The 2,186-nt window shown below is 59.5% G+C and carries 3 protein-coding genes and 1 pseudogene; 1 reads left to right on the top strand and 3 read right to left on the bottom strand.

The features are described 5' to 3' along the window. On the bottom strand, positions 1-224 hold a 224-nt coding region (locus LB543_RS33735; RefSeq protein WP_318013042.1), incomplete at its 3' end, for a TCP-1/cpn60 chaperonin family protein. A 57-nt stretch (positions 225-281) separates the two neighbouring features. Continuing rightward, positions 282-596, bottom strand: a complete 315-nt coding sequence (locus tag LB543_RS33740; RefSeq protein ID WP_140813739.1) for a co-chaperone GroES — start codon at positions 594-596, stop codon at positions 282-284. 343 nt (positions 597-939) lie between these two features. On the opposite strand from LB543_RS33740, the gene LB543_RS33745 reads away from it, so the two are divergent. Further along, a complete protein-coding gene (locus LB543_RS33745) occupies positions 940-1,218 on the top strand; it encodes an usg protein (RefSeq protein ID WP_140813738.1) in 279 nt (92 codons plus the stop codon). Between the two features lie 780 nt (positions 1,219-1,998). Here LB543_RS33745 and LB543_RS33750 read toward each other — a convergent pair. After that, positions 1,999-2,186, bottom strand: a pseudogene (locus LB543_RS33750) (hypothetical protein); the annotation flags it as partial.

A 2,186-nucleotide genomic window follows, 5' to 3' on the forward strand; every position in this document is an offset into this window, starting at 1 on the left:
CGCACCATCTGCGCGCCCATGTTCTCGAACTTGTCCTCGAGCTCGATCTCCTTGGCGACGGTGACGCCGTCCTTGGTAATGCGCGGCGCGCCGAACGACTTGTCGATGACCACATTGCGTCCCTTGGGGCCGAGCGTCACCTTCACCGCATTGGCCAGGATATCGACGCCGCGCAACATCTTCTCGCGCGCTTCGGTATGGAATTTTACCTCTTTGGCAGCCATTGGATCACTCCTCTATCTAGGCAGCATTCGTTGACTGGTGGATTTTCGAAGAAGCCGTCAGGCGGCCTTCTTCACTTGCGCGGTTTGGTCGATAACCCCCATCACGTCGCTTTCCTTCATGATGAGTAGGTCCTCGCCATTGAGCTTGATCTCCGTGCCGGACCATTTGCCGAACAGGACACGGTCACCGACCCTGACATCCAGTTCGGTCAGCTTGCCGCTGTCGTCGCGCGCGCCGGGACCGACGGCGATCACTTCGCCTTCCTGCGGTTTTTCCTTGGCGGTATCGGGAATGATGATACCGCCGGAGGTCTTTTCCTCGGCCTCGATGCGGCGGACCAGGATACGGTCATGCAATGGGCGGAACGCCATGTCGTTCTCCTCTTGGGACAAACAGGTTTGAGGTTCCTCCGCACCGACCGGCAATTCGGAACGGTGCGGGGTGCGGCGACCCTTCGTCAGGCATCGCGCGCGCATATCGAGCTAGTTTTGCCTTTTTTCGGTTTCAAGAGGTCGGCCAAAAAATTTTGGCACTCACCCATAGAGAGTGCCAACCAGCTGTTATCGCGTGGTTATTCTGCCGCGTGCCGGGAGCTGCCGCTTGAAGTTCCGCCGCGATCCAACAAAATATCCGCAGCCGGCGCAATCGCGGGCGCCGGAACCGCTCACCCTCGCAGGGAGTTGATTGCAGACCGCCGCCGGAAAGGAGACATGAATGGTTGAAAATGTCAGCAAGGACTTCCGCCTCCAGATGGAGGGATACGGCCTGACCACTGCGCAGATCCATTATCGTCTGCCCGACCATCCGAGCCTGCTGCAGCTTTATGTCTGGCAGGACTATGACCTGGCGCCGGAGTTCCCCGAACTAAAGGGGTTCCTCTCCTACTGGGAGCGCGAACTCGAGGGGCCGCTTCACTCCGTCCGAGTCGCCCACCACCGGCTCATCACCCCATCGGAATGGCGGGCGATCGACGGTATCATCACGCTCCAGTAAAGGGGCGCCCGCAGTCGCACGGTGCCGCACTCACCGAAAAGATAAGCGACCGCGCCCCGGCCAGTCTTGTCAGGATGCCTGCCTGATCAGACCGAGGTTGAACGCTTCATAGCCACATCACAGCGCCAGGCTCCCCTGCTCGGCCCCCTCGGCGTCGGGGTCGCCCCGTGCGGTGGCCCAGTCGCCCATCGAGAAACGCGATCAACTTCGCTGTACAAATCGAGCCCTCAGCCCGCGTCAGGTGGATGTCGATCGGGTGCACGTCTCCGACGACCAATTCCATCGGGTGCATGCGATAGAGCGCCGACCGCGCGGGCGGCTGTCCTCGTAGGCTTTGCGGTTGGTGCGGAACTGGTGGACTTTCCGATAGTGTAGCTCTTCCGAAACGAGCGTCCACGGGATCGAACAAGCTTGCTCGAAACTCGAAAAATCACTAAGGCGGAACCCCCATGACCTGGTCGTCTCGACCAGGAAGTTACGGGCCAATAGCTTGACGTGTCCCCAAGCTGCGCCGGATGCCAAAAGCCCTCGGATTTCCTGTTTTAGGTCCTCTGCAATTTTGGCCTTTGTGCAACCGAGACATTGTTTCGCGGGCAGGCTTCATGAAGCCTCGCGCAGGGCGTCGAGATCGAAGATGGAAAGGCGTTGGCCTTTGCTTGCCGCTTCACTGATCTGGCTAACCGCCGGCGAAAAGGGGGGCGAGCGATGAAAATTCAATTTATGCCGACCTGTGCCTCATGTCGGCTTGCCCACCAGCCGCCTCTTTCTTGTCGGCGCCTTCTAGGCATTCACCACCCTGACGACAGCAGCATCGACCGTGACGGGAACGCCCAGGTTCACCGTGATGCGGTTTTTCTCGAATAGGTGGGTAATGTTGCCGTTCAGCTCGATGTGCTGCCCCTTCCGCACCTCAGTTGTTCGATCGACAAGCGAATTCGGCTGGCCAAAGGAGGGGATGGAAACGCTCA

Origin of the sequence: Mesorhizobium sp. ESP7-2, from assembly GCF_020164715.1 — a bacterium.
GTDB lineage: Bacteria > Pseudomonadota > Alphaproteobacteria > Rhizobiales > Rhizobiaceae > Mesorhizobium.

What these genes read in the sequence shown, in the direction of transcription:
- LB543_RS33740 (WP_140813739.1), bottom strand. Translation starts at nt 596, where the DNA reads ATGGCGTTCCGCCCATTGCATGACCGTATCCTGGTCCGCCGCATCGAG.
- LB543_RS33745 (WP_140813738.1), top strand. Translation starts at nt 940, where the DNA reads ATGGTTGAAAATGTCAGCAAGGACTTCCGCCTCCAGATGGAGGGATAC.